Below are 26128 nucleotides of genomic sequence, written 5' to 3'. Positions count from 1 at the left end.
CCCCTACGATGACGCCGTGCCCGCCGCCACCGATCCGCGCGACCGGCCCATCGCCGTCTTCGACTCGGGCGTGGGCGGGCTGACCGTGCTGCACGAGCTGCTCGTCTCGCTGCCCGCCGAGGACTTCGTCTACCTCGGCGACAGCGCGCGCTTCCCCTATGGCGAGCGGACGGCCGAGGAGCTCGAGCGCTTCGGCATGGACATCGCCGAGGAGCTCGTCACGCGCCGCCCCAAGCTGCTCGTCGTGGCGTGCAACTCGATGACGGCGGCCGCGCTGCCCGCGCTGCAACAGCGGATGCTGCAGACGACGCTGGGCGTCGACGTCATCGGCGTCGTGCGCCCCGAGGCCGCGCGGGCGGTCGCCGTCACGCGCGCCGGGCGCATCGGCCTGCTGGCGACCCGCGCGACCGTGGCCAGCGGCTCCTACGAGCGCGCCGTCGCGGCCGTCGACCCGCACGTCGACCTCATCGCCGTGGCCTGTCCCGACCTCGCCCCGCTCATCCAGGACCCGCCGAGCGGCGAGGTGTTCACCCGCGAGCTCGAGGACGTCGTGCGCGCCTACTGCGCGCCGCTGGTGCAGGCGCGGGTCGACACGGTGATCCTGGGCTGCACGCACTATCCGCTCGTGCGCTCGATCATCCAGCGGATGCTCGGGCGCGACGTGGCGATCGTGACCTCCGGCGCCGCGCTGGCCCGCCAGGCCGAGCACGCCCTGGGCTCGCGCGGCCTGGCCACGACGCGCACGGGGGAGGGCACCTACTCCTTCCTGTGCACGGGCGACGTCGACGCGTTCCGCGCCCTGGGCACGCGCTTCCTGCAGATGCCGCTGACCGACGTCGAGCCCGTGCGCCTCGCCGCCCAGGCCCACCACCCCGAGGTGCCGGCGTGGCCGCGGGCGTGAGCCGCTCCTACGACCGCGCCGCCGACGGGCTGCGGCCCGTGGCCATCGAGCCGGGCTTCGTGCGCACCGCCACGGGCTCGGCGCTCATCAGCATGGGCGAGACGCGGGTCATCTGCACCGCGTCGGCCCAGGACTCGGTCCCGCGCTGGCGGGCCGGCCGCGGGCTGGGCTGGGTCACCGCCGAGTACGCGATGCTCCCCGCCTCCACCGGGCAGCGCAAGCCGCGCGACGGCGCGCGCCCCGACGGCCGCACCGTGGAGATCCAGCGGCTCATCGGGCGCTCGCTACGCGGGGTCGTGGACTTCGCGGCGCTGGGGGAGAACTCGATCTACCTCGACTGCGACGTGCTGCAGGCCGACGGCGGCACGCGGACGGCGGCGATCACCGGGGCCTACGTCGCGCTGGCGCTGGCCTGCGAGCGACTCGTCGCCGCGGGCACGATCCCGCGCTCGCCGCTGACGGGCTCGGTGGCCGCGATCTCCTGCGGCATCGTCGGCGGCCGGCCGCTGCTGGACCTCGACTATCCCGAGGACTCCGCGGCCGAGGTCGACGCCAACGTCGTGATGACCGGCGACGGCGGCCTGGTCGAGGTGCAGGCCACGGCCGAGCGCACGCCGCTGAGCCGCGCGCACCTCGACGACCTGCTCGCGCTCGCCGAGCTGGGGATCGGGCGGCTGCGCGCGGTGCAGGACGAGGCGATCGCGGCGGGCCGCCCGTGAGGCTCGTCCTGGCCACCCGCAACGACCACAAGGCGCGCGAGTTCGCGGCGCTGCTGGCGCCCCACGAGGTCGTCGCGCTGCCCGACCACCTCGAGCTGCCGCCCGAGACCGGCACCACGTTCGCCGAGAACGCGCTGGGCAAGGCCCGTGCCGCCGCCGCGGCGACCGGCGCGGTGAGCTTCGCCGACGACTCCGGGATCGCCGCCGACGCGCTGGGCGGCGCGCCGGGTGTGCGCTCGGCGCGCTACGCGGGCGAGGACGCGACCGACGCGGACAACCTGGCCAAGCTCGTGGCCGAGGTGCCACCCGGGACGGGGCTGGCCTACGTGTGCGCGATCGCGCTCGTCGACCCCGCCACGGGCGCCGAGACGGTGGTCGAGGGGCGCTGCCGCGGCCGGATGGCGGAGGCGCCGCGCGGCGACGGCGGCTTCGGCTACGACCCCGTCTTCCTGCCCGACGACCCGCCGGACCCTGCCGGGCGCACGATGGCCCAGCTCGCGCCGGAGGAGAAGGCCGCGATCAGCCACCGCGGGCGCGCGGCCCGCGCGCTGCTGGCCCACCTGGCGGGGTGAGGGCGGCGGCCGTCGCAGCCCCCGCACCGCCCGCGCCGCCGGCCTCCGGCGACGGTCCGCTGCGCTCGGCCCGCGTCTCCGTCGCGGCCGCCGCGTTCCTCGTCGCCATCAAGCTCGTGGCCGGCCTGGTCTCGGGCAGCCTCGGCCTGGTCGCCGAGGCCGTGCACTCCGGGACCGACCTCGTCGCGGCGCTGCTGACGTTCCTGGCGCTGCGCGTGGCCGTGCGGCCCGCCGACCGCGAGCACCCCTACGGCCACGGCAAGGCCGAGCACCTCGCCGCGCTCGGTGAGGGCGGGTTCCTCGTGCTGGCCAGCATCTTCATCGCCGGCCAGGCGCTGCTGCGCCTGGCCTCCGGCGGCGACTCGCATGTCCAGGCGCAATGGTGGACGTTCGCGGTGCTCGGCGTCGTGCTGGCCGTGGACCTGACCCGGATGGTCCTCTCGCACCGCGCCGCGGTGCGCCACGGCAGCCCCGCGCTGGCGGCCAACGCGCTGCACTTCGCCTCCGACATGATCGGCACGATCGCCGTGCTGATCGGCCTGGTGCTCACGCGGTCGGGCACCCCGTCGGCGGACTCCATCGCGGCGCTGGCCGTCGCCGTGCTCGTCGTGACCGCGGCCGTGCGCCTCATGCGCCGCAACGTCGATGTCCTCATGGACCGCACACCCGAGGAGGCCGAGGCGGCGGCGCGGGCCGCCATCGCCATGGCCGAGCCGACGATCGAGCTGCGCGGCCTGCGCGTGCGCCAGGCGGCGGGGCGCCACTTCGTCGAGGTCACCGTCGGCTACCGGCCCGACGCGACGCTCGGGCAGGGCCACGCGGTGGCCGACGCCGTCGAGGACGCCGTACAGCGCGCGCTGCCCGACAGCGACGTCGTCGTGCACGTCGAGCCCGGCGCCTCGGAGGGCGACCTGCGCGGGCGCGCCAGCGCGGCGGCCCTGACCGTCCGCGGCGTGCGCGAGGTCCACGACGTGCGCGTCGCCGACGTCGGCGGCCGGCCCGAGCTGTCGCTGCACCTCAAGCTGCCCGCCGACCTGGACCTCGGCGTCGCCCACGAGATCGCCAATGCCGTCGAGCGCGAGATCTTCGCCGCGGTCCCCGAGGCCGCCGACGTCCACACGCACATCGAGCCGCTCTCGGAGGAGGCCGCCGAGCGCGAGGCGCGGCGCTCCGACGTGCAGGCCGAGGAGCGCACGGTGCGCTCCGTCGTGCTCGAGGTCACCGGCGTGGCCCCCGATGCGCTGCGCTTCCGCGCGGGCGGCGACGGCCTCGTGGCCCTGCTGACCGTCGCGCTGTCGGGTGAGCAAACGCTGGACGCCGCCCACCGCGCGGCCACGGAGATCGAGCACCGCATCCGCCTGCGGGCGCCGTCGATCGCGTCGGTCATCGTCCACACCGAGCCGCTCGGACCCGCGTCGGCCCGCCGGGCCCGCTGACCTGCGGGCGGCCGCGCGGGCGGCCGCGCCGGCGCGCTCAGCGCAGGTTGATCGACGCCGAGAGCGCGACGGCGGCGAACAGCGCTGCGTAGCCCTGGTAGTGCGAGAGCAGCATGATCAGCGCGCCGACGAGCAGGGCGCCGACGGTCACGATCCACGCGATGCGCTGCAGGGGCATGACACCGCATTCTGCCTGCGCCGCGCGACCCCTGCGCGGCGATCCGTCCGGCGCAGCGACCATATTGCCCGCCGTCCTGCGGCCGCACCCCGCGCCGAGGACGAGGATCCGCGCGGGTGGCGCTGGTAGCGTCGCCCGACCACGAAGCCCGACAGGAGGACGGCAGTGACGAAGTCCGAGTTCGTTGACCATGTGGCCCGCAAGGGCGACCTGGACAAGAAGGACGCCGCGCAGGCGGTCGACGCCGTCCTGGCCGTCATCGAGGAGACGCTGGCCCGTGGCGGCGAGATCTCCTTCTCCGGGTTCGGCAAGTTCCACGTCGCCGACCGCGGGGCGCGCGATGGCGTGCACCCCCGCACGGGCGAGCCGATCCAGATCGCTGCGTCGCGGGTGCCGCGCTTCACCGCCGGCTCGGGCCTCAAGAAGGCCGTCAAGGGCTAGGCGCCTGCCCGACGCGCCGTCAGCCGCCGGCGGGCCGCAGGGCCCGGCGCCCGCGCACGTCGCCGATCGCCTCGCGGCGGCGGTCGCCGCGCGCGGGTCGCAGATCGTGCTCGGCCTCGACCCCGACCCGCTGCGGCTCTGGCACGGCCCGGCCGGGGGCGACGCCGCCGCCGTGGCCGGCGCGGTGGAGGCGCACTGCCGCGCCGTCGTCGACGCGGTCGCCGACGCCGTCGTCGCGGTCAAGCCGCAGGTCGCCTGCTTCGAGCGCCTCGGCGCCCCGGGCTGGGCGGCGCTGGCCGCGACGGTCGCCCACGCGCGCGACGCCGGCCTGTTCGTGCTGGCCGACGCCAAGCGCGGCGACATCGACGTCTCGGCCGCCGCCTACGCCCAGGGCTTCGTCGGCGCCACGCCGGTGCAGGGCGGCAGCCTGCCGGGCCTGGGCGCGGACGCGATGACGGTGGCGCCCTACATGGGCCTGGACACGCTGCGCTCGTTCGCCGCCGTCGCCCGGCCCGATGCCGCCCTCTTCGTGCTCGTCCGCACATCGAACCCGGGCGCCGCCGACCTGCAGGACGAGCCGCTGGCCCGCGGCGGCACGGTGTGGGAGCACGTCGCCGGGCTCGTCGCCAGGCTCGGCGCCGAGCACGTCGGCCCCGAGAGCGGGCTGAGCGACATCGCGGCCGTGGTGGGCGCCACGCAGCCCCGCCACCTCGCCCGGGCCCGCGAGCTGGCCCCGCAGGCGATCTTCCTGCTGCCCGGGGTCGGGGCGCAGGGCGGCCGCGTCGAGGACCTCGCGCCCGCGTTCGCCCCGGGCCGCGCCGCCGGCCTGGTCACCGCCTCGCGCTCCATCGTGCGGGCGCACGAGCAGGTCGGCGGCAGCCCCGCGCAGGCCGCGCTCGCCGAGGCCCAGCGCCTGCGGGAAGCCGCATGGGCGCTCGCCTAGGCCGACCGCCGGGTGTGGAGGGCCGGTCCGGGGCCTATGCTCCGCTCCGCATGCGACGCCGCTCCTTCGCCCGTTGGCTGGCACCGCTGGCGATCGTGGCCTGCGCCCTGGCCGTCTATCTCGTGGTGCACTCCGAGCTCGCGCCCTCCAAGGGCGGAGGGACCTCGACGAGCAGCGGCAAGGCGAGCTCGTCGTCGACCTCGACGACCAGGCGGACCTCCACCACCTCGAGCTCCAAGAAGACCTACGTCGTGAAGTCCGGCGACGTGCTGTCGGCGATCGCCCAGCGCACCGGCGTCTCGGTGGCCGACCTCGAGCGGTACAACCCGACGGTCGACGCCGCCGCCCTGCACCCCGGCCAGAAGCTCAAGCTCTCCAGATGAGCCGCCGCGCGCCCGTGCTCCTCCGGGCGGCGGTGACGGCGCTGCTGCTGGCCGTCCTGACCGTCGTGCCGTCGGCCGCCTCGGCCGCCAGGGCCCCGGCCCCGCCGGCGGTCCGCGCTCCGGCGGCGATCCTCGTCGAACCCGCGACGGGCGACGTCGTCTTCCAGCGCGGCGCCCACCAGCGGCGCCCCATCGCCTCGACGACCAAGCTCATGACCGCGCTCGTCACGCTCGAGCACGCCTCGCTGGACGACGTGATGACCACGGTCGCCTACCGCGCGGCCCCCGCGGAGTCGGTCGCGGGCTTCCGCGCCGGGGAGAAGGTGACGGTCCGTGACCTGCTGCGCGCGCTGCTCGTCACCTCGGCCAACGACGCCGCCGCCACCCTCGCCCAGCGCGTGGCGGGCTCGCGGCCCGCGTTCGTGCGGATGATGAACGCTCGAGCCCGCCAGCTCGGGCTGACCGACACGCACTACGACAACCCGATCGGTCTCGATGGCCCGTCGAACTACTCGTCGGTCACCGACCTGGTCAAGCTCACGCTGATCCTGCGCCGCAACGCGTTCTTCCGCGAGACGACCGACCTGGCGCGGGTGACGCTGCGCTCCGGCGCGCACCCGCGGACGTTCCCGAACCGCAACATGCTGGTCCGCACCGTCCCCGCGGTCAACGGCGTCAAGACGGGCCACACCAACCGGGCCGGCTACATCCTCGTCGGCTCGGCCTCGCGCGACGGGATCACCGTGGTGAGCGCGGTCCTCGACGAGCCCAGCGAGGCGGCGCGCGACAGCGACTCGCTCAACCTCCTTCGCTATGGCCTGGACCGCTACCACCTCGTCACGGCCGTGCGGTCGGGGCAGGTGCTGGGCCACGCCGGCCTGGCACACCGCAGCGAGCAGGTCGACCTCGTGGCCGGGACGACGGTGCGTCGCACGGCCCGGCGGGGCGACAAGCTCGTCGTGCGCCTCTCCGGGGCCCCGACCGAGCTCGACGGCCCGCTGGCCAAGGGCGCCCGCGTCGGGACCGTCCTGGTGGTGCAGCGCGGCCGCACCGTGGCCCGCATCCCGCTCGTCACGGCCCGGCCCGTGGACGCCGCGACCTTCCTGGACCGGCTGCGCGACTGGCTGGACCGCCCGGTGACCCTCCTCCTGCTCGGCGCGTTCGCGCTGTGTAGCCTCTACCTGGTGCTGCTGCGGCGGCGCGCGGTACGGCGCCGGCAAGCGCGCCGACGAGGGGCACCTGTCGCGTGATCATCACCGTCACCCTGAACGCAGCCATCGACAAATCGCTGTCCGTGCCGAACTTCCGGCTCGGGCGCCGGCACCGAACCGTCGAGCAGCGCACGGCGGCGGGCGGCAAGGGCGTCAACATCGCACGGGCGCTGAAGACCCTGGGCCAGCCGGTGATCGCCACGGGCTTCGCGGGCGGCCCGACGGGCACCCGGATCGTCGACCAGCTCACGGAGGAGTCGATCCTCAACGACTTCGTGCGCATCCGCGAGGAGTCGCGGACGAACACGGCGGTCTACGACCCCACCAACGGCCAGCAGACCGAGATCAACGAGCGCGGTCCGGCGGTGAGCCCGAAGGAGCTCGAGCTCTTCCGCGACAAGCTGCTCTACCTGGCCCGCGGCGCCGACATGGTGGTCATGGCCGGGTCGCTGCCCCGCGGCGTCGACGCCGACGTCTACGCCGGGCTCGTGCGGGAGCTGCGCAAGGCCGGGGTGCTGACGATCATCGACACCGACGGCGAGCCGCTGCGCCACGCCGTGCGCGCCGAGCCCGACGTCATCTCGCCCAACGTCATCGAGGCCGAGGAGCTCGTCGGCCACGAGTTCAACGACGACGAGGACCACGTCATCGCCGTCGGCGAGATGATCGAGCAGGGCGCCCGCGAGGCGATCATGACCCTGGCCGACGGCTGCGTGGCGTGCGTGCGCGTCGACGGCCAGCTCCAACGCTTCCGCGTGCTCATCGCCCCGCGCGAGGCCGTCGCCGGCGTCGGCGCGGGCGACGCGTTCCTGGCCGGCTACGTGGCCTCGCGCTACGGGGGGCGCTCGACGGCCGACTGCCTGGCCTACGGCGTCGCCTGCGGCGCGGAGTCCACGCAGCACCTCGGCGCGGGCCTCGTCGACCCGCGCGAGGTCGACCGCCTGCTCTCCGAGGTCGACGTCCAGGCGCTGTCGGCGTCCGCCGTCGGCGACTGACCGCGGGCCCTCCCGCGGCCGGGCGCGGCGTTTCCGTTCGGGCCCGTTGCTACTCTCTGGATGCGTGAACGGTTGCCGCCTCATCACGCAGCATCGCCCGTCCTGGACCCCGCCTGCGCGGGGTCTTTTCGTCCGGCCCCAGACCTAGGATTCGCACAATGGAGATCGAGATCGGTCGCGGGAAGAAGGCCCGCCGAGCCTATGGCTTCGACGACATCGCGATCGTGCCCTCGCGGCGCACACGTGACCCTGACGACGTCGACATCTCCTGGAAGCTGGGGGACTACCGCTTCGAGCTGCCGTTGCTCGCCTCGGCGATGGACGGCGTCGTCTCGCCCCGCACCGCGGGGATCATCGGCAAGCTGGGCGGCCTGGCCGTCCTGAACCTCGAGGGCATCTTCGCCCGCTACGAGGACGCCGACGAGCAGCTCGAGCGCATCGCCGCGCTGCCCAAGGAGATCGCGACGCGGGAGATGCAGGAGATCTACAGCGCGCCGATCGACGAGGACCTCATGGTCCAGCGGATCCGCGAGATCAAGGAGCAGGGCGTCGTCACCGCCGCCTCGCTGACGCCCCAGCGCGTCATGAAGTACTACGAGAAGGTCCTCGACGCGGGGCTCGACATCCTGGTCATCCAGGGCACGGTCGTCTCCGCCGAGCACGTCTCGCAGACCACGGAGCCGCTGAACCTCAAGGAGTTCATCGCCGAGCTGCCCGTGCCCGTCGTCGTCGGCGGCTGTGCCAGCTACCACACCGGCCTGCACCTCATGCGCACCGGCGCGGCCGGCGTGCTCGTCGGCGTCGGCCCCGGCGCGGCGTGCACGACGCGCGGCGTCCTGGGCGTCGGGGTTCCGCAGGCCACGGCGATCGCCGACGTGGCCGGCGCCCGCTCGCAGCACATGCTCGAGACGGGCGAGTACGTCCGCGTCATCGCCGACGGCGGCATGCGCACCGGCGGCGACGTCTCCAAGGCCATCGCCTGCGGCGCCGACGCCGTGATGATCGGCTCCCCGCTGGCGCGCGCCCACGAGGCGCCGGGCCGCGGCTTCCACTGGGGCATGGCGACGTTCCACCCGACGCTGCCGCGCGGCGCGCGCGTCGCGACGGTGCAGAACGGGACCATCGAGGAGATCCTCATCGGCCCCGCCCGCGAGAACGACGGCACGTTCAACCTCATGGGCGGCCTGCGGACCTCCATGGCCACCACGGGCTACCAGGACATCGCCGAGTTCAACCGGGCCGAGCTCATGATCGCACCCGCCCTGCAGACCGAGGGCAAGCAGCTCCAGAGCTCGCAGGGCGTCGGGATGGGCTCGCGCGGCGCGGCCGTCGGCGCCCACGGCCCGAGCGCGACGACCGGCGCCGAGGCGGCGTCCAAGACGCCGGCGCTGGCCTAGCCCCGGCACGCCGGCGAGGACGAGGACACCGCAGATGACCGACCATCTCGTCACCGCGTCGACGGCGGCGACGGAGCTCGCCGACGAGTCGGCGCCCGTCGAGCGCCCCACCGCGGTCGATGAGGTCGTCGTCCTCGACTACGGCGGGCAGTACTCCCAGCTCATCGCCCGCCGCGTGCGCGAGTGCGGGGTGTTCAGCGAGCTGCTGCCCCATCACGTCGGCGCCGAGGAGGTCCGGCGGCGCAAGCCCAAGGGGCTCATCCTCTCCGGCGGCCCGGCCTCGGTGTACGCCGACGGGGCGCCGCGGCTGGACCCGGAGCTGCTCGAGCTCGGTATCCCGGTGCTGGGCATCTGCTACGGCATGCAGCTCCTGGCGCTCAAGCTCGGCGGCCGCGTCGAGGGCGCCGAGGTCGGCGAGTTCGGCCGCTCCCAGCTCACGGTCCACGAGCCCGGGACGCTGCTGGCGGGCCTGCCCTCCGAGCAGGCCTGCTGGATGTCGCACCGCGACACGGTCTACGAGGCGCCGCCCGGCTTCACCGCCCTGGCGTCCTCGACGGAGTCGCCCGTCGCGGCCTTCGAGTCGACCGAGCGCGGGATCTACGGGATCCAGTTCCACCCTGAGGTCGTGCACACGCCCTACGGGCAGGACGTGCTCAAGACGTTCCTGGGCGGCGTGTGCGGCGCCGACCTCACGTGGTCGGCGGCGTCGATCGTCGAGGAGCAGATCGCGCGCATCCGCGCCCAGGTCGGCGACGCCCGGGTCATCTGCGGGCTGTCGGGCGGCGTGGACTCGTCGGTCGCCGCGGTGCTCGTGCACCAGGCCATCGGCGACCAGCTCACCTGCATCTTCGTCGACCACGGGCTCATGCGGAAGGACGAGGGCGACCAGGTCGTCAAGGCGTTCCGCGAGCAGTACGGCATCCCGCTCGTCGCCGTCGACGCCGAGGACCGCTTCCTGGACAAGCTGGCCGGCGTGAGCGAGCCCGAGGCCAAGCGCAAGATCATCGGCGCCGAGTTCATCCGGGTCTTCGAGGAGGAGGCGGCCAAGATCGGCGACGCCAAGTTCCTCGTGCAGGGCACGCTGTACTCCGACGTCATCGAGTCCGGCGGCGGCACCGGCGCGGCCACCATCAAGTCCCATCACAACGTCGGCGGCCTGCCGGACGACCTCGAGTTCGAGCTCGTCGAGCCGCTGCGGGCGCTGTTCAAGGATGAGGTTCGTGCCGTGGGCGCCGAGCTCGGCCTGCCCGAGCGCCTCGTCTGGCGCCAGCCGTTCCCGGGCCCCGGCCTGGCGATCCGCGTCGTGGGCGGCGAGGCCACCAAGGAGCGCCTCGACGTCCTGCGCGACGCCGACTACATCCTCCAGGACGAGATCCGCAACGCCGGCCTGTACCGCGACCTGTGGCAGTCCTTCTGCGTGCTGCCCGACGTCCGCACGGTCGGCGTGCAGGGCGACGAGCGCACCTACGGCTACGTCGTCGTCATCCGCGCCGTCACCTCCGACGACGCCATGACCGCCGACTGGGCGCGGCTCCCCTACGACCTGCTCGAGCAAATCGCGTCGCGCATGATCAACGAGCTGCGCGAGGTCAACCGGGTGGTGCTGGACATCACGTCCAAGCCCCCGGGGACCATCGAGTGGGAGTAGGCGTGCGCGCCCGATGGGCGTGAGGCGCCGCGCGCCCGTGGCGCGCACTAGGGTCGCGCGATGTCCCGAACGTCGTGGTCCCTCCTGCTGGCCCTGCTCGCCGTCCTGGCCCCGGGGGCCGGCACCGCCTCCGCAGCCTCCACGCCGCGCCACGGCCCGGCGGGCGCCGCCTTCTACACCCCGCCGTCCAAGCTGCCGGCCGGCAGGCACGGCGCCCTGATCTGGACCCGCGCGTACGAGGGCCTGGGCACCCCCGGGACCCACCCGTACCTCGTCGGGCTCTCCGAGGGCCGCAGCACGCTGGACATCGTCCGCGCCGCCCACGCGCTCGACCCGCGCATCTCGGCCCGCAAGGTCATCATCTCCGGCCACTCGCAGGGCGGCCACGCGGCGCTCTTCGCCGCTGCACTCGCGCCCGACTGGACCCCCGAGCTCGGCGTGCGCGGTACGGTGGCCTTCGCGCCGGTCTCGCATGTCGACGACCAGATCCCGCTGACGACGGGGCTCACATCGCCCGGCGGCGGCCTCAGCGGCCTCATCTCGATCATCGCCCGCGGCATCGCGGCCGTCACCCCGGCGCTGGACACGAACGCGCTGCTCAGCGACGAGGCGCTGGCGCTGTACCCGCAGACGCTGACGCAGTGCCTGCCCGAGCTGTCGACGCCCGCGTCGTTCGGCGGCCAGGCGCCCGCGTCGATCTTCCGCGCCGGGGCCGACCTCGCGCCCGTCGCGGCGGCGTTGGACGCGCAGGACTCGTCGCACCTGAAGATCCGCACGCCGCTGCTCATCGAGCAGGGCGCCGCCGACACGACGGTGTTCCCGCAGTTCACGGCCCAGCTCGACACCGAGCTGAAGGCCAACGGCGCCAAGCCGGTCTACCGCACCTACGCGGGCGTCGACCACGGCGGGGTCGTCACGGCCGCCGCCAAGGACGCGACGTCCTGGATCGCCAAGCGGCTGAGGTGAGCGCCGCGGGCGGTCAGCCCGCGGCGGTGACGCGCAGGACCTCCTCGGGCGACGTCTGTCCGAGCAGGATCTTGTCCAGGCCGTCCTCGCGCAGCCGCTTCATGCCCTTGGAGACGGCGAGATCGGCGATCTCGTCGGCCGAGGCACGGCGCAGCACGAGCGCGCGGATCTCGGCGTCCATCGTGAGGATCTCGAAGATGCCCAGCCGGCCGCGGTAGCCGGTCCGGTTGCAGCGCTCGCAGCCGTTGGGGCGGGCGACCTCGATGTCGGTCTCGCCGGCCACGTGGAAGCCGTTGCCGCGCATGACCTCGGCGGTGACGAGCGCCGGCGTCTTGCACTCGCAGAGCTTGCGGGCCAGGCGCTGGGCGACGACGCAGTCGACGGCCGAGGCCAGCAGGAACGGCTCGACGCCCATGTCCAGCAGGCGCGAGACCGCGTTGGGCGCGTCGCGCGTGTGCAGCGTGGAGAGCACGAGGTGGCCGGTCAGGGCGGCCTCGACGGCGATGTGCGCCGTCTCGCCGTCGCGGATCTCGCCGACCATGATGATGTCGGGGTCGGCGCGCATGATCGCCTTCAGGCCGCTGGCGAAGGTCATCTTGGCCTTGGCGTTGATGGCCATCTGCTTGACGCCGTCCATGCGGTACTCCACCGGGTCCTCGACGGTGACGATCGTGCGCGTCCCGTTGTTGACGTGGGCCAGGCAGGAGTACAGCGTGGTCGACTTGCCCGAGCCGGTGGGTCCGGTGACCAGGACGCCGCCGTGGGGCCGGGCCATCGCGGTCTCCACGGCGAGCCGGTCGCGCTCGAGCATGCCGATCTGCTCCAGCCCCACGGGCGCGGAGGAGGTGTCCAGGATGCGGGCGACGATCGCCTCGCCGTGGACCGTCGGCAGCGTGACGACGCGCAGGTCGATCTCGTGCCCGTCGATGAGCAGCGACACTCGTCCGTCCTGGGGCGTGCGGCGCTCGGCGATGTCGAGGTTGGCCATGACCTTCATACGCGACACGACGCCGGTCATCATGCGCCGCGGGACCGTCACGGCCGCATCGAGCATGCCGTCGACGCGGAGGACGACCTTCATGTCCTCCGACGACGGGTCGAAGTGGATGTCCGAGGCGCCGCGGCGGATCGCGCGCTTGAGGACGGAGTTGACGAGCTTGATGATCGGGGCGTCGTCGGTCGCCGCGCCGAGGTCGGTGACGTCGGCGACGGGGACGGCCGCGAGGTCGACGCCGCTGTCGCCACCGTCGTCGCTGCCGAGGTCCTCGAGGTCGAGGCCGATCTTCTGGCCGAGGCGGTGGATGTCGTCGTAGGCTGCGATCACCGGGCGCACGGCCATGCCGGTGATCATCGTGACGTCGTCGATGGCCAGCAGGTTCGACGCGTCGGCCATGGCCAGCAGGAGCTGGCCCTCGTCGTCCTTGCCGATCGGGATCGCGTCGTAGCGGCGCACGAAGCCCGGGTCGACGAGCCGGGCGACCTCCATGTCGACCTCGAACTTGGAGAGGTCGGCGCGGACGATGCCGAAGCGCTCGGCGAGGACCCGGGCGAGCTGCTGGGCGGTGAGCACGCCGTCCTCGATGAGGACGCGTCCGGTCATCTTGCCGGTCTCGCGGGCGTGCTTGACCGCCTTCGCGACGGCCTCCTCGGTCGCGAAGCCGAGCTCGACGACGACCTGGCCGATGAGCCGCGTCGAGCGGCCGCGGCTACGCGGCGCGATGAGCCCGGGCAGCTCGGGCACGGGCATGCTGTCGACGCTCAAGGGGTTCGACAGGGAGCTGATGGGCGGAGGGACCGACACACCCCCGTACGTCGGCTGATCCCGAACGAAGGTCCAGTGCCTGGACGGACGTTCTATCCGGCTGCGTCCGGAGCCCGACCGCTCAGGACGTGCGGTCCCAGGAGGTCAGCGCCGGAAGCGGGTCCACCGGCTGACCGCCGGTGTACCAGCCGGGGGCCGGCCAGAGCTCGAAGTGCAGGTGGCAGCCCTGGGCGTCGCCCGTGTCGCCGACGTAGCCCAGCAGCTGGCCCGTGGAGACGTGCGCGCCGCGGGCGACGAGCGCCGGATCACGAAGATGCATGTAGGCGTAGTCGGCGGCGCCGCCGTCCTCGCGGAGAACGACGTAGTTGCCCGCCGCCGACTGGAAGGCCTGGTAGCGGATGACGCCGCTGCTGACCGCCACCAGCGGCGTGCCGCACGGCGCGAGCACGTCCTGGCCCTCGTGCGTATGGCCGGCGCGGCCGGCGCCGAAGCGCTGCACCGGGTCGGTGCCGATCGTGTGCGGGCCCTGCACGGGGAACTCGTGGCCGAGGAGCATGAAGCCGGTGGCGACGGGCGGGACGGGGTCCGTGGTCCCGGCCGGGGCCTGCGCGCTCTGGGCGCCGTCGCCGAGGTGGGCGGCGCGGGCCTGCGCGGCGGCGACGACGCCGCCGGACAGCGCGACGATGCGGAAGACGTAGCGCCCCTCGGGCGGTGCCGCCGAGGCCATCGCCGCGTCCCAGGCGATCGTCTGCACGGTGCCCGGGTCGACGGGCGCCGGTGTCCACGTGGCGATGGGGGGTCGACGCCGTCGCGCAGCAGGTCCACGCGGACCTGCGACGGGGCGCTGCCGCCGACGTAGAAGGAGACCGACGGGCGTGACGCGCCGTCGAGGAAGACGCGCTTGGCGTCGACGTGGGCCTGCACGAGCGGCGCGCCGGGCACCGTCGACGCGCGCACCATCATCCGTTGGGTGCTGGCCTTCGACCAGCGGCCGTTGGCGGCGACGACGCGCAGCGTTCCCGTGCGCGCGGCGGGCGGCACGGCGACGTCGACCGTGGTGGCGGTGCTCGCCGCCGGGGCGACGCGGACGTCGTCGCGCGGGCCGCGGCCGCCCATGAAGACCACGAGCGTGGCGCCGGCCATTCCCGTGCCCGTCAGGCGCACGGTGCTGCCGGCGCGACCCTGCTGCAGCCCGCCGCAGGCGGAGCTGCAGGCCACGCCGGAGATGATCGGCTGAGTGCCGGCGGCGACTCCGGCGACGGGGACGGCACCGTCGGCGGGCAGCGCCGCGGCCGGTGCGGTGGTGGAGGGCATCGCCACCTGCGCGCCCGCGGACGGGGCACCGAGCGCGAGCGCGGCGGCGGTCAGCAGGAGTGTGGTGGCGTGCTTCCCCAAGGTCTCGTTGGCGGCCTACGGGGTTAGCTGACGGGCTCGCGCGGTCGAGTTCCGCGCTACCGGCACTCCCTGCCGGATTCGCCCCACGGGCACGCGCGAACGCGGGCCCACTGGTTCCCCCGCTCCGCGATCGCCCGGCGGGCGAGATCGCGGACTCGGCGTCGTCCTGTCGACGAGCGGCACTATAGTGATGGGGCTGGACGGGTCGCACGCCGACCAACCGCGGTCCGGGACCATCCCTCGGGATTCCTCGTCCGGGCCCGATTCCCTATCATCGTCCTCCGCCGCGTGCCCTGTCGCGCGGCTTCCTTACGCCGTGAAGACCTACGTCGCCAACTCCACCACCCGCGAGCGCAACTGGCTCGTCGTCGATGCCAACGGACAGACGCTCGGTCGTCTGGCCACGCAGCTCGCCGATGCCCTGCGCGGCAAGCGGAAGCCCGAGTACACCCCGCACGTCGATACCGGTGACTTCGTCATCGTCATCAACGCGGAGAAGATCTCGGTGACCGGCAACAAGCGCACCGAGAAGCGCTACTACCGCCACTCCGGCTATCCGGGCGGGCTCAAGTCCCGCACGCTGGAGGAGATGTTGGAGAAGCGCCCCGAAGAGGTCATCCGGCTGGCGGTCAAGGGCATGCTGCCCCGCAACCGCCTCGCCCGCAAGCAGCTCACGAAGCTCAAGGTCTACGCCGGCCCGGATCATCCGCACGTCGCGCAGAAGCCCGAGCCCCTGGAGATCAAGTCTTAGGCATGGCCGACCAGACGCCGCAGGATCCGCAGGACGACCAGCAGCCGGCCACGCCGGAGCCGTCCGCCGACGCCCAGACCCCGGAGGAGCCCGCCGCTCCCGAGGCCCCCGCCGCCGAGCAGCCGGAGGCCCCCGCGCCGCCCGACGCGCCCGCGCCCGTGGAGGCCGAGGCCCCCGCGCCGCCCGCCGCCGAGGAGGAGCTCGAGGAGGAGGAGCCCACGCCGCGCGTCAAGCCGGCCATCCCGGGCGCCGACCTCGAGGTCGACATCGTCGTCGAGGGCGAGGACCGCGGTCGCGCCTGGTCCGAGGACGAGGACCCCGACAGCGAGGAGGGCGGCCAGGCCCTCTCCGACGAGGACGAGGTCGATCAGGAGCCCATCGCGGCCCAGATCCAGCTCGCCGAGGACGCGCGCTACCGCGCGACGGGCAAGCGCAAGACCGCGATCGCCCGCGTCATCCTCAAGCCCGGCACCGGCCAGTACACGATCAACGGCCGGACGATGGACGACTTCTTCCCGCGCGCGACGCTGCAGCGCACGATCCGCCAGCCCCTCGAGGCCGTGGGCTACGAGGACCGCATGGACGTCGTGGCCCGCCTGCACGGCGGCGGCGTGTCGGCCGCGGCCGGCGCCCTGCGCCACGGCATCTCCCGCGCGCTGCTCGAGGCCGATCCGAACCTGCGCACCGAGCTCAAGCGCCGCGGCTTCCTGACGCGCGACGCACGCGCCAAGGAGCGTAAGAAGGCCGGCCTCAAGAAGGCCCGCAAGAAGCCGCAGTTCAGCAAGCGCTAGGCGCCATGGCCGCCCGGCGGCTGTTCGGCACGGACGGCGTCCGCGGGGTCGCGGGCTCCGTCCTCACGCCGGAGCTGGTGGTGGGTCTGGGCCGCGCCGTGACCATCGAGTCGCCGGCGCAGCGCCCGCAGGTGCTGGTCATCCGCGACACGCGGGAGTCGGGGGAGATGCTCGAGGCGGCGCTGGCCGCCGGCATCACCTCCGCCGGCGGCGACGTGCTGCTCGGCGGGATCCTGCCGACGCCTGCGGCGCCGCTGCTCGTCGGGCGCTACGGGTTCGACCTGGCCGCGGTCATCTCGGCCTCGCACAACCCCTACCGCGACAACGGGATCAAGTTCTTCGGCCCCGACGGCTTCAAGCTCTCCGACGCCGCGGAGGCCGCGATCGAGCAGCGCCTGGAGGCCCCGGCGCCCGTGGGGGCGGCGATCGGCCGCGTGCGCCAGCTGCACGGCACGCTGGAGGACTACCTGCGCGAGCTGCAGTCGCGCTTCGCGGGCCTGGACCTCACCGACGTCAACGTCCTGCTGGACTGCGCCAACGGCGCGACCTACCGCGCCGCGCCGGAGATCTTCCGGCGCCTGGGCGCGACGGTGTCGGTGCTGGCCGAGGAGCCCGACGGCCGCAACATCAACGAGGGCTGTGGCTCGACGCACATCGGCGCGCTGGCCAAGGCCGTCGTGTCGGGCGGCCATGACCTCGGCTTCGCCTTCGACGGCGACGGCGACCGCGTCCTGGCCGTCGACCGCGAGGGCGGCATCGTCGACGGCGACGAGCTCATCGCGCTCGCGGCGCTGAGCCTGCGCGACCAGGGCCGGCTGACCGGCGGCGTGGCCGTGACCGTCATGACGAACTACGGCTTCCACCAGGGCATGAAGGGCGCGGGCGTCGAGGTGGCCGTGACGGCCGTCGGCGACCGCTACGTGCTCGAGGAGCTGCGCGCGCGCGGCTGGTCGCTGGGCGGCGAGCAGTCCGGGCACATCATCGACATGAACTTCGTGCCCTCGGGCGACGGCATCGCCAGCGCGCTGCTGACCCTCGAGGCGCTGCAGGGCGGCGACCTGGCCCAGCGCAAGGGGATGCAGAAGCTGCCCCAGCGCCTGGTCAACGTGCCCGTCGCCGATCGCGACGCGGTCATGGACAGCACGCTGCTGGCGGAGGCGATCGCCCGCGAGAGCGAGGTCCTCGAGGGCCGCGGACGCGTGCTCGTGCGCCCGTCGGGCACCGAGCAGCTCGTCCGCGTGATGGTCGAGGCGCCGTCCGACGACGAGGTGGCCGCGATCTGCGACCGCCTCGTGACGATCGTGCGCGGCGCCGCGGCACCGCACTGAGGCACGGTGAGCGGCGCTGGGGCGCGACGCGCCCGTCGGTGGCGGGGCCCGGGCTCCCGGGCGCCCCGGCCTCCCCTCCCAAGCCCGTCCGGACGGTCAGGTCGGGCAGGGGTGCGGTTGGTACTCTCGAAAGCCCACGGACGGGCGCACCGGAGCCCGATGGGACGCAGCACCGGACCTGGAACCGATCCGAAGGAGGCCTCCCATGTGCGGCATCGTCGGCTATGTCGGCAAGCGCTCGGCGCAGGAGATCCTCCTGGCGGGCCTGCAGAAGCTCGAGTACCGCGGCTACGACTCGGCGGGGATCTCCATCCTCTCCGGCGACGCGATCGACTCCGTGCGCGCGGTGGGCAACCTCGCCAACCTCGTCGATGCCGTGCAGCGCCGCTCGGCCGCCGCGCCCGCCGGCCCCGACGGCCCGGTCGCGGTCGCCACGCGCACGGGCACCACGGGCATCGGCCACACGCGCTGGGCCACCCACGGGCGGGTCAACGAGACCAACGCCCACCCGCACTTCGACACGACCAACCGCGTGCACGTCGTCGTCAACGGCATCGTCGAGAACTACCTGGTGCTCAAGCAGCGCCTCATCGACGAGGGCGCGCAGTTCACGAGCGAGACCGACGCCGAGGTCATCGCCCACCTCGTCTCCCACCACCTCGAGACGATGGCCGAGCCGTCGCTCACCGAGGCCGTCCGCGCCGCCTACGCCGAGCTGCAGGGCCACTACGCGTTCGTCGCGATGACGCTCGAGGAGCCCGAGACGCTCGTCGGCGCCCGCAAGGAGTGCCCGCTCATCATCGGACGCGGCGACGGCGAGACGTTCCTGGCCTCCGCCATCCCCGCCTTCCTGGTCCACACGCGCCGCGTGCAGTACATCGAGAACGGCGAGCTCGTCGTCGTCACGCCCGGCGACGTGACGTTCCTGCTGCCCGACGGCACCGAGCTGCGCCGCGAGATCGTCGAGATCGACTGGGACGAGGAGACCGCCGAGAAGGGCGGCTTCGAGACGTTCATGCTCAAGGAGATCCACGAGCAGGCCGACGCCGTCGCCGAGACGATCGCCGACCGCACCGTGCGGACCGACGGCGTCGACCTGGCCGAGGAGGCCAGCTTCGACGAGGCGCTGCTGCACGGCGTCAGGCGGATCATCGTCGTCGCCTGCGGCACCTCCTTCCACGCCGGCCTCATCGGCCGCTACGCGATCGAGGAGTGGGCCCGCGTGCCGGTCGAGCTCGAGGTCGCCTCCGAGTACCGCTACCGCAACCCGATCGTCGGCGAGGGCGACCTCGTCATCGGGATCACGCAGTCGGGCGAGACCGCCGACACCCTCGCCGCGATGCGCCTGGCGCGCGAGCGCGGCGCCACCGTGCTGGCCATCACGAACGTGATGGGCTCGCAGGCCACGCGCGACGCCGACGGCGTCCTCTACACCCGCGCGGGCCTGGAGATCGGCGTCGCGGCGACGAAGACCTTCATCTGCCAGGTCGCGGTCATGTACCTGCTGGGCCTGCGGCTGGCCGAGCTGCGCGGCACGCTGGACGTCGCGACGCGCACGCGGCTCATGACCGAGCTCAAGCGCGTGCCCCACGAGATCGACGCGCTGCTCAGCGGCCTGGACCTCGAGGCGATCGCCCGGCAGCACTACCAGCGCGAGTTCTTCCTCTATCTGGGCCGCCACGTCGGCCTGCCGGTGGCCATGGAGGGCGCGCTGAAGCTCAAGGAGATCTCCTACATCCCGACCGACGCCTACGCGGCCGGCGAGATGAAGCACGGCCCGATCGCGCTGCTCGACGAGTCCACGCCGGTCGTGTGCATCGCCACCGACTCGCCCCTCCTGGACAAGGTCGTCTCCAACGTGCAGGAGGTGCGCGCCCGCGGCGCGCACGTCATCGCGATCGCCAGCGAGGGCAACATCGAGATCGGCGAGCACGCCGAGCAGGTCATCCGGATCCCCGCGATGGACTGGATGCTGCAGCCGCTGCTGGCCGTCATCCCGCTGCAGCTGCTGGCCTACCGCATCGCCCGCCTGCGCGGCCTCAACGTCGACCAGCCGCGCAACCTCGCCAAGACCGTCACCGTGGAGTAGGCATCCCGCCCGGACCGCCCCGTCCGCCCGGCGTCGGGCTCGACCTCCTGGAGATCGACCGCCTCGAGGCCGCCCTGGCACGGCGCCCGGCGCTGGCCGCCCGCCTGTTCACCGACGCCGAGCAGGCCTACGCCGCGGCGCGCCGGCGCCCGGGGCAGCACCTGGCCGCGCGCTTCTGCGCGAAGGAGGCCGTGGCCAAGGCCCTGGGCCTGCGGGCGTGGTCGTGGCGCGACATCGAGGTCGTCACCGACGGCGGGCCGCCGCGCATCGTCCTGCACGGCCCGCTCTCGGCGCTCGGCGCGTCGGTCGACGTGTCGCTGACGCACTCGCGCGAGACCGCGGGGGCCGTGGCCGTCGTACGCTGAGGCGACGATGGCCCAGCGCGAGCCCGACCCGCTGCCCGAGGGGCTGGTCCCCCTCCTGGACGCCGAGCGCATGCGCGCGACCGACGCGTGGGCGATCGGCACGCTCGGCATCCCCGGCCTCGAGCTCATGGAGCGCGCCGGCGCCGGCCTGGCCCGCGCCGTGGCCGACGTGGCGCCCGGCGGCGACGTCGTCGTGGTCTGCGGCGGCGGCAACAACGGCGGCGACGGCTACGTCACGGCCCGGCTGCTGCGGGCCGAGGGCCGTGCCGTCACCGTGCTGACCACCTCGGACCTCGCCGGGCTGAAGGGCGACGCCGCCGCGAACCTCCAGCGCCTGCCCGGCGACCCGCCGCAGCCGTTCTCGGCCGCCGCGCTGGACGGCGCCGCGGTCATCGTCGACGCCGTCCTGGGCACGGGGTTCGCCGGCGCACCGCGCGCCGACGTCGCGGGGGCGATCGCGGCGATGAACGCGGCGTCCGCGCCCGTGGTGGCCGCCGACGTCCCCAGCGGCGTGGACGCCTCCACCGGCGCGGTGCAGGGCGAGGGCGTGCGGGCCGCCGTCACCGCGACGTTCCACACCGCCAAGCCCGGGCTGTGGATCCACCCCGGCAAGGCGCACGCGGGGGAGGTCGCCGTCGTCGACATCGGGATCCCGGCCACCGGCGCACCGGCCCGCGCGGCGACGGGGCTGATCGGCGCGGGCGTCCTGGGCCGCTACCCGCGCCGGGGCGCGGACTCGACGAAGTTCGCCAGCGGCCACGTCCTCGTCGCCGGCGGCTCGCGCGGGCTGACGGGCGCGCCGTGCCTGGCTGCGCTGGGCGCCATGCGCGCCGGCGCGGGCTACGTCACCGCGTGCGTGCCCGCGTCGCTGAACGCGATCGTCGAGATCAAGCTCACGGAGGTCATGAGCGCGCCGCTGCCCGACGAGGACGGCGCCCACACCCCCGCCGGGGCGCAGGAGGTCCTGGACCGCATCGCCCAGCGGGGCGGCGTGGTCGTCCTGGGCCCGGGCATGGGCCGCGGCGACGGTCCGGCCGCGTTCGCCCGCCGGATCGCCACGCAGGCGACCGCCGCGCTCGTCCTGGACGCCGACGGCCTCAACGCGCTGGCCGGGCGGCTGCAGGACCTGGCCGGCCGGGAGGCGCCCACCGTCCTGACGCCGCACGCCGGCGAGCTGGGACGGCTGCTGGAGACCTCCGCCTCCGAGGTCGGCGCCCGCCGCCTCGAGCACGCGCGTGAGGCCGCGCGCCGCGCGCGGGCGATCGTCGTGCTGAAGGGCGACGACACGATCGTCGCCGAGCCCGAGGGCCGCGTGGGCGTCAGCCCCGGCGACAGCCCGGGCCTGGCCACCGCCGGCACCGGCGACGTCCTGTCGGGCGTCGTGGCCGCGCTGCTGGCCCGCGGGATGGAGCCCTTCGAGGCCGCCTGCGCGGCGGTCCACGCCCACGCCGAGGCCGGCCGGCGCGCCGCCGCCGCGCTCGGCGGCCCCGACGGCGTCATCGCCTCCGACGTCGTCGAGCACCTGGCCCGCACGCTGGTCTGACGGCGGCCGGGCCGCAGGACGACGCTCTAGAGTGCGGGCGGCATGGCCGCCACGACCGTCGCCGAGATCATGGACCGCGACGCGCCCTCCGTGACCGAGGACGCGGGCGTGGAGGACGTCATCGGGCTCTTCAAGGAGCACGACGTCGGGGCCCTGCCGGTCGTCAACGAGGGCGGGCGCTGCGTGGGCGTCGTCACCGAGAACGACCTCGTCATCGCCGACGAGGACGGCGACCTGCACATCCCGCACTACATCGAGCTCTTCGGCGGCCTGCTGTTCTTCCCGCCAGAGCTGCGGGCCTTCGAGCGGCGCCTGAAGAAGGCCTCGGCCGCGCGCGTGCACGACCTCATGAGCGAGCCGGCGGTGACCATCGAGCCGACCGCGACCGTCCACGAGGCCGCCCACGTCATCGTCGAGCGCGGCCACAGCCACCTGCCCGTCGCCGAGCACGGCCGCTACGTCGGGCTGATCACCCGCGCCGACGTGCTGTCGGCGCTGCACCAGGGCGCTTGAGTGGCGCGCCGCGCGCTGGCCCTCGTCAACGTCGGCGCCATCGAGCGCAACGTCGCGCGGCTGGTCCGCGCGGCCGACGGCGCGATCGTCTGCGCCGTCGTCAAGGCCGACGGCTACGGCCACGGGATGCTCGCGGCCGCCGGCGCCGCGCTGCGCGGCGGCGCCGGCTGGCTGGCGGTCGCCACCGCCGGCGAGGCGCTGGCGCTGCGCCGGGCGGGGATCGGCCCCGACGTGCGGATCCTGCTGCTCGGCGCGCTGTCGGACGAGGAGCTGCCCGTCGCGCTGGACGCCGCGGCCGACGTCACCGTCTGGACCCCGGAGCTGCTCGACGCGCTGGCCGCCGACGGGCGCCGGATCCGCGTCCACGTCAAGCTCGACAGCGGCCTCGGGCGCCTGGGCACGCGCGACGCCGCGCAGGCGACCGCGCTGGCCGACGCGGTGGCCGCCGCTCCCACGCTGGAGCTCGCCGGGGCCTGGACGCACTTCGCGACCGCCGACGAGCCCGGCGACGCGTTCTTCGGCGAGCAGCTGCGGCGCTTCCGCGCCTGGGCCGAGCCGCTGCGCGACCGCCACCCCGGCGTCCTGCTGCACGCCGCCAACAGCGCGGCCCTGCTGCGCGACCCGGCCTCGCACTTCGACCTCGTGCGCCCCGGCGTGGCGATCTACGGCCTGGACCCCTTCGGCGAGGATCCCGCGGCCCGCGACCTCGAGCCCGCGCTGGGCCTCGTGTCCTACGTCGCGGCCGTCAAGGCCTGCGCGGCAGGGCAGAGCGCCGGCTACGGCCGCCGCTTCGTCGCCGCGCGCGACACCACGCTGGCGACGGTCCCCATCGGCTACGGCGACGGCTACCGCCGCGGCCTGACCAACCGCGCCGAGGCGCTGGTGGGCGGGCGCCGGATCCCGCTGGTCGGCACCGTGAGCATGGACAACGTGACGTTCGACCTCGGCGCGGGGGAGGGCCCGGCGGTGCCCGCGGCCGCCGGCGACGACGTCGTGCTCATCGGCATCCAGGGCGGCGAGCGCATCACCGCCGAGGACGTCGCGCGCCACCTCGACACCATCAACTACGAGGTGACCTGCGGCCTCTCGTCCCGCGTCCCGCGCGTGCACCACCGCGACGGGGAGCCTGCGCCCGCGTGAGCGCCGAGCCCGTCGACGCCGCCCGCGCCGCGCTGCCCGGCGTCGCGGCGTGGATCGTCGGCGGCGCCGTGCGCGACGGCCTGCTGGGCCGGCCGGTCGCCGACCTCGACCTCGTCGTGGACGGCGACGTGCGCGCCGCCGCCCGTGCCCTGGCGCGCCACGCGCGCGGGCCTGCGTTCGAGCTCTCCGACGCCTTCGGCGCCTGGCGGGTCATCGGGCCCGGCCGGCGCTGGCAGGCCGACCTGACGCCGCTGCAGGGCTCCTCGCTGCACGAGGACCTCGCGCGCCGCGACTTCACGATCAACGCGATGGCCGAGCCCCTGGCCGGCGGCCCGGTCGTCGATCCCCACGGCGGGGCGGCCGACCTCGCCGCGCGGCGCCTGCGCATGGTCGCGCCGACCGCATTCGACGACGACCCGCTGCGGGTGCTGCGCCTCGCGCGCTTCGCGTGCGAGCTGGGCCTGGAGCCCGAGGCCGCGACGGTGACGGCGGCCGGGGCGCGCGCGGCGGCCATCGAGGGTGTCGCGGCCGAGCGCGTCTTCGCCGAGCTCCGGCGGATCGTCGCCGCCGACGAGGTGCTCGCCGGCCTGGCGCTCATGGACCGCCTGGGCCTCACGCCGCACGTGCTGCCCGAGCTCAGCGACCTGCGCGGGGTGGAGCAGAACCGCTACCACCACCTCGACGTCCACGACCACACCCTGGCCGTGCTGGAGGAGACCGTCGCGCTGCAGCGCGACCCGGGCGCGGCCCTCGGCGCCGAGCTGGCCGCGTCCGTGCGCGCGCACCTCGAGCAGCCGCTGGCCGACGAGCTGACGCGCGGCGACGCGCTGCGCCTGGGTGCGCTGCTGCACGACAGCGCCAAGCCCGAGACCCAGACCCGCCACGCCGACGGGTCGGTCCTCGGCTTCCCGGGCCACGCCGACCTCGGCGCCGACCGCTCGCGCGCCGCCCTGGCGCGCCTGCGCACGAGCGAGCGCCTGCGCGCGCACGTGGCCGCGCTGGCCCGCCACCACCTGCGCCTGGGCTACCTCGTCCACGAGGCGCCGCTGGACCTGCGCACGATCCACCGCTACCTCGTCGCGACCGACCCCGTCGAGGTCGACGTCTCGCTGCTCTCGGTCGCCGACCGCCTCGCCACGCGGGGGCGCAACGCCGAGGGGGCGATCGCCGGCCACCTCGAGGTCGCCCGCGTCGTGCTGCCCCACGCGCTGGCCTGGGCCACGGGCCGGCCCGCGCCGCTCGTCCGCGGCGACGCGCTGGCCGCCGAGCTGGGCCGGGCGCCCGGCCCGTGGACGGGGGAGCTGCTGGCGCAGCTGGCCGAGGCGCGCTTCGCGGGTGAGATCGCCACGCCGCAGGAGGCGCTGGCGCTCGCCCGGCGCCTGGCCGCCTCAGGCGGCTGACGGCGCCGAGCGCGCGATCATCGCCATGACGAGCTCGACGGCGTCGCCGACCGAGCCGTAGTCCACGTTCTCGGCCGTGTCGGTGGGCCAGTGGTAGTTGGCCGGCACGAGGAACTCGGTGACCGAGCCGATCGCCGCGACCTGGTAGCCCTGGCGCAGCGGCACCAGGCCGTCGGTGGCGAACGTGAAGCGCATGCCGCGCCGCACGTGCACGCCGGCGTCGCGCGCGGCGGCCGCGACGCGCTCCTTCTGCTGGGAGGGGTACTCGAACATCCGCAGGAAGCCCTCGCCCTCGATGAGCACCAGCTCGGGCGAGCCGACGGTGTCCAGGCACAGGAACGACGTGCGGTCGGGGGCCAGGCGCGCCAGGTGGCGCCGCGCGAACGCGAGCATGCCCTCCTGGTTGGCCTCCTCGGCGCCGGCCGAGAGCAGGATGACGCGCACGCCGGCGGGCGGCGCGGCCTGCAGCCGGCGGCCGACCTCCAGCAGGACGGCGACGCCGCTGAGGTTGTCGTTGGCGCCCGGCACGACGGGCTGGCAGGCCATGTGGGCCATGACCGACGCCGTGATCGCCGACCACAGCGTGCCGACGCCGGCCAGGCGGCGCCCGCCGGTCAGCCCGGCGAGCGCGACGGCGACGGGACCGCCGATGACCAGGACCATGAGCGGCGGCCAGCGGTCGGTGCGCTCCATGAGCCACGGCGCCCGGCGGACCATGAACTCGGCCGCGGTCTGGTCGAAGATGAAGCTCGTGCGCGCGGCGTCGTGATGGGCGTGGACGACGAGCGTGTGCGCGGCGTCGGGGTCGCCGAACTCGGCCACGACGTTCGTGGTGTGGCGGCGGCGCAGCAGGCGGCGCACGGCGCGCCGGCGCCCGCCCGTGAGGTCCTGCCAGATCCCGGCCGCGCCGGCCGCGCCCGCGGCGCCCGCGGCCCGGCGGCCCGCCAGCAGCCCGGCGCCGCCCGCGGCGCCGAGCGCGTTGAGCAGCCCGAGCGGCCAGAAGTACGTGCCGTGCACGAGCTCCTCGTCGACGACGACCCGGCCGCCGGCGTCGCGCAGGCGCGCGGCGATCCACTCGGCCGCCTCGCGCTCGCCGGCAGAGCAGGGCAGGCGGTCGATGGCCGACAGCGCCGTCACGTCGGCCCGCAGGGCGTGCTGGGTCGGCGAGGCCGTGGTCCCGGGCATCTGCCGGTCCACAGTACTCGCCGGAACCTGAGTCGGACCTGTACGGCGCCATGCGCTCACCCCCGGGGTCGATGGA

Annotated in this window: 26 protein-coding genes and 1 riboswitch; of the genes, 22 read left to right on the top strand and 4 right to left on the bottom strand. The window is 74.8% G+C overall.

Going from position 1 to position 26128, the window contains the following annotated elements:
- Window positions 1-16: 16 nt before the first annotated feature.
- Genes murI through FSW04_RS21815 form a run of 4 tightly spaced genes read left to right on the top strand, consistent with a single transcriptional unit; the run spans window position 17 to window position 3628 of the window.
- Window positions 17-901 carry a glutamate racemase gene (gene murI, locus FSW04_RS21830; protein ID WP_187369006.1) on the top strand — a complete coding sequence of 295 codons (885 nt, stop codon included), beginning with the start codon at window positions 17-19 and terminating at the stop codon, window positions 899-901.
- A complete protein-coding gene (gene rph / locus FSW04_RS21825; RefSeq protein WP_228430636.1) occupies window positions 886-1620 on the top strand; it encodes a ribonuclease PH in 735 nt (244 codons plus the stop codon). Before murI ends, rph begins: the two co-directional genes overlap by 16 nt.
- Complete coding sequence (locus FSW04_RS21820) at window positions 1617-2192, top strand: non-canonical purine NTP pyrophosphatase (protein ID WP_146922307.1); 576 nt, start codon at window positions 1617-1619, stop codon at window positions 2190-2192. The genes rph and FSW04_RS21820 overlap by 4 nt, the downstream gene beginning before the upstream one ends.
- Window positions 2189-3628 carry a cation diffusion facilitator family transporter gene (locus FSW04_RS21815; protein WP_146922306.1) on the top strand — a complete coding sequence of 480 codons (1440 nt, stop codon included), beginning with the start codon at window positions 2189-2191 and terminating at the stop codon, window positions 3626-3628. Before FSW04_RS21820 ends, FSW04_RS21815 begins: the two co-directional genes overlap by 4 nt.
- A gap of 37 nt (window positions 3629-3665) precedes the next feature.
- On the opposite strand, the gene FSW04_RS26495 is transcribed toward FSW04_RS21815, so the two are convergent.
- The gene (locus FSW04_RS26495; protein WP_187369005.1) at window positions 3666-3806 is read right to left on the bottom strand and encodes a hypothetical protein; all 141 of its coding nucleotides are present in this window, start codon (window positions 3804-3806) and stop codon (window positions 3666-3668) included.
- 165 nt (window positions 3807-3971) lie between these two features.
- Between FSW04_RS26495 and FSW04_RS21810 the strand changes: the two genes are divergently transcribed.
- The 8 genes from FSW04_RS21810 (at window position 3972) to FSW04_RS21775 (ending at window position 11790) form a co-directional block, all read left to right on the top strand.
- On the top strand, window positions 3972-4247 hold the full coding sequence (locus FSW04_RS21810; RefSeq protein WP_146922305.1) for an HU family DNA-binding protein: 276 nt from the start codon (window positions 3972-3974) through the stop codon (window positions 4245-4247).
- A 106-nt stretch (window positions 4248-4353) separates the two neighbouring features.
- Window positions 4354-5190 (top strand): orotidine-5'-phosphate decarboxylase, encoded by an 837-nt coding sequence (pyrF, locus tag FSW04_RS21805; protein ID WP_321167668.1) that lies wholly within the window; start codon window positions 4354-4356, stop codon window positions 5188-5190.
- Window positions 5191-5240: 50 nt separating this feature from the next.
- Window positions 5241-5573: a LysM peptidoglycan-binding domain-containing protein gene (locus FSW04_RS21800; protein WP_187369004.1), complete on the top strand. Its 333-nt coding sequence runs from the start codon at window positions 5241-5243 to the stop codon at window positions 5571-5573.
- Window positions 5570-6823 carry a D-alanyl-D-alanine carboxypeptidase family protein gene (locus tag FSW04_RS21795; protein WP_146922302.1) on the top strand — a complete coding sequence of 418 codons (1254 nt, stop codon included), beginning with the start codon at window positions 5570-5572 and terminating at the stop codon, window positions 6821-6823. The genes FSW04_RS21800 and FSW04_RS21795 overlap by 4 nt, the downstream gene beginning before the upstream one ends.
- Complete coding sequence (locus FSW04_RS21790; protein ID WP_146922301.1) at window positions 6820-7779, top strand: 1-phosphofructokinase family hexose kinase; 960 nt, start codon at window positions 6820-6822, stop codon at window positions 7777-7779. Before FSW04_RS21795 ends, FSW04_RS21790 begins: the two co-directional genes overlap by 4 nt.
- A 158-nt stretch (window positions 7780-7937) precedes the next feature.
- Entirely contained in the window at window positions 7938-9176 is a 1239-nt protein-coding gene (locus FSW04_RS21785; RefSeq protein ID WP_146922300.1) for a GuaB3 family IMP dehydrogenase-related protein, read from the top strand.
- 34 nt (window positions 9177-9210) lie between these two features.
- Window positions 9211-10824, top strand: a complete 1614-nt coding sequence (gene guaA / locus FSW04_RS21780) for a glutamine-hydrolyzing GMP synthase (RefSeq protein ID WP_146922299.1) — start codon at window positions 9211-9213, stop codon at window positions 10822-10824.
- 60 nt (window positions 10825-10884) lie between these two features.
- Window positions 10885-11790: an alpha/beta hydrolase family protein gene (locus FSW04_RS21775; protein WP_146922298.1), complete on the top strand. Its 906-nt coding sequence runs from the start codon at window positions 10885-10887 to the stop codon at window positions 11788-11790.
- 13 nt (window positions 11791-11803) lie between these two features.
- Here the strand turns inward: FSW04_RS21775 and FSW04_RS21770 are convergent, their stop codons facing one another.
- Window positions 11804-13537: a GspE/PulE family protein gene (locus FSW04_RS21770; RefSeq protein WP_187369003.1), complete on the bottom strand. Its 1734-nt coding sequence runs from the start codon at window positions 13535-13537 to the stop codon at window positions 11804-11806.
- A 136-nt stretch (window positions 13538-13673) separates the two neighbouring features.
- Complete coding sequence (locus FSW04_RS21765) at window positions 13674-14306, bottom strand: M23 family metallopeptidase (protein WP_146922296.1); 633 nt, start codon at window positions 14304-14306, stop codon at window positions 13674-13676.
- 147 nt (window positions 14307-14453) lie between these two features.
- Here FSW04_RS21765 and FSW04_RS21760 point away from each other — a divergent pair, with 147 nt between their 5' ends.
- From FSW04_RS21760 to FSW04_RS26490, 10 genes are all read left to right on the top strand, one after another.
- Complete coding sequence (locus tag FSW04_RS21760; RefSeq protein WP_146922295.1) at window positions 14454-14789, top strand: hypothetical protein; 336 nt, start codon at window positions 14454-14456, stop codon at window positions 14787-14789.
- 156 nt (window positions 14790-14945) lie between these two features.
- A riboswitch (cyclic di-AMP (ydaO/yuaA leader) is annotated at window positions 14946-15118 on the bottom strand.
- A gap of 145 nt (window positions 15119-15263) precedes the next feature.
- Window positions 15264-15698 carry a 50S ribosomal protein L13 gene (gene rplM, locus FSW04_RS21755; RefSeq protein ID WP_228430635.1) on the top strand — a complete coding sequence of 145 codons (435 nt, stop codon included), beginning with the start codon at window positions 15264-15266 and terminating at the stop codon, window positions 15696-15698.
- A gap of 2 nt (window positions 15699-15700) precedes the next feature.
- Window positions 15701-16489, top strand: a complete 789-nt coding sequence (rpsI, locus tag FSW04_RS28755; protein ID WP_146922293.1) for a 30S ribosomal protein S9 — start codon at window positions 15701-15703, stop codon at window positions 16487-16489.
- Between the two features lie 5 nt (window positions 16490-16494).
- On the top strand, window positions 16495-17817 hold the full coding sequence (gene glmM / locus FSW04_RS21745) for a phosphoglucosamine mutase (RefSeq protein WP_146922292.1): 1323 nt from the start codon (window positions 16495-16497) through the stop codon (window positions 17815-17817).
- Between the two features lie 205 nt (window positions 17818-18022).
- Window positions 18023-19906, top strand: a complete 1884-nt coding sequence (gene glmS / locus FSW04_RS21740) for a glutamine--fructose-6-phosphate transaminase (isomerizing) (RefSeq protein ID WP_146922291.1) — start codon at window positions 18023-18025, stop codon at window positions 19904-19906.
- 2 nt (window positions 19907-19908) lie between these two features.
- A complete protein-coding gene (locus FSW04_RS21735; RefSeq protein WP_146923945.1) occupies window positions 19909-20271 on the top strand; it encodes a holo-ACP synthase in 363 nt (120 codons plus the stop codon).
- Window positions 20272-20278: 7 nt separating this feature from the next.
- Entirely contained in the window at window positions 20279-21814 is a 1536-nt protein-coding gene (locus FSW04_RS21730; RefSeq protein WP_146922290.1) for an NAD(P)H-hydrate dehydratase, read from the top strand.
- A gap of 42 nt (window positions 21815-21856) precedes the next feature.
- Window positions 21857-22327, top strand: a complete 471-nt coding sequence (locus FSW04_RS21725) for a CBS domain-containing protein (protein ID WP_146922289.1) — start codon at window positions 21857-21859, stop codon at window positions 22325-22327.
- On the top strand, window positions 22328-23467 hold the full coding sequence (gene alr / locus FSW04_RS21720; RefSeq protein WP_146922288.1) for an alanine racemase: 1140 nt from the start codon (window positions 22328-22330) through the stop codon (window positions 23465-23467).
- On the top strand, window positions 23464-24867 hold the full coding sequence (locus FSW04_RS26490) for a tRNA nucleotidyltransferase/poly(A) polymerase family protein (protein ID WP_187369002.1): 1404 nt from the start codon (window positions 23464-23466) through the stop codon (window positions 24865-24867). The genes alr and FSW04_RS26490 overlap by 4 nt, the downstream gene beginning before the upstream one ends.
- Here the strand turns inward: FSW04_RS26490 and FSW04_RS21705 are convergent.
- Window positions 24856-26052, bottom strand: coding sequence for a M28 family metallopeptidase (locus FSW04_RS21705; protein WP_146922287.1), 1197 nt, complete (start codon window positions 26050-26052; stop codon window positions 24856-24858). The two genes, FSW04_RS26490 and FSW04_RS21705, sit on opposite strands and share 12 nt — an antisense overlap.
- Window positions 26053-26128 lie beyond the last annotated feature (76 nt).

Source organism: Baekduia soli (genome assembly GCF_007970665.1).
Classification (GTDB): domain Bacteria; phylum Actinomycetota; class Thermoleophilia; order Solirubrobacterales; family Solirubrobacteraceae; genus Baekduia; species Baekduia soli.
This window is presented reverse-complemented; position numbering and strand designations above follow the sequence as displayed.